Genomic DNA, 768 nt, shown 5'->3' with positions numbered 1-768 from the left:
GACGACGCGGAACTGCTCGAGCTGGTCGAGATGGAAGTTCGCGAACTGCTGTCGAAGTACGACTTCCCGGGCGACGACACGCCGATCGTGAAGGGTTCGGCGAAGCTGGCGCTGGAAGGCGACACGGGCGAGCTGGGCGAAGTGGCGATCATGAACCTGGCAGACGCACTGGACACGTACATCCCGACGCCGGAGCGTGCGGTTGACGGCGCGTTCCTGATGCCGGTGGAAGACGTGTTCTCGATCTCGGGCCGCGGTACGGTGGTGACGGGTCGTGTCGAGCGCGGCATCATCAAGGTCGGCGAGGAAATCGAAATCGTCGGTATCAAGCCGACGGTGAAGACGACCTGCACGGGCGTGGAAATGTTCCGCAAGCTGCTGGACCAAGGTCAGGCAGGCGACAACGTGGGTATCCTGCTGCGCGGCACGAAGCGTGAAGACGTGGAGCGTGGCCAGGTTCTGGCGAAGCCGGGTTCGATCACGCCGCACACGCACTTCACGGCTGAAGTGTACGTGCTGAGCAAGGATGAAGGCGGCCGTCACACGCCGTTCTTCAACAACTACCGTCCGCAGTTCTACTTCCGTACGACGGACGTGACGGGCTCGATCGAGCTGCCGAAGGACAAGGAAATGGTGATGCCGGGCGACAACGTGTCGATCACGGTGAAGCTGATCGCTCCGATCGCGATGGAAGAAGGTCTGCGCTTCGCGATCCGCGAAGGCGGCCGTACCGTCGGCGCCGGCGTCGTCGCCAAGATCATCGAGTAA

The 768-nt window shown here is 62.6% G+C and carries 1 protein-coding gene; it reads left to right on the top strand.

The annotated features are described in order from the left end of the window. On the top strand, positions 1 to 768 hold a 768-nt coding region (locus QZM15_RS33910), incomplete at its 5' end, for an elongation factor Tu (protein ID WP_226226294.1).

Source organism: Burkholderia sp. AU44665 (assembly GCF_030504405.1).
Classification (GTDB): Bacteria; Pseudomonadota; Gammaproteobacteria; order Burkholderiales; family Burkholderiaceae; genus Burkholderia; species Burkholderia semiarida.
The sequence above is the reverse complement of the archived record's forward strand: the minus strand, read 5'-3'. Positions and strand labels throughout refer to the sequence as shown.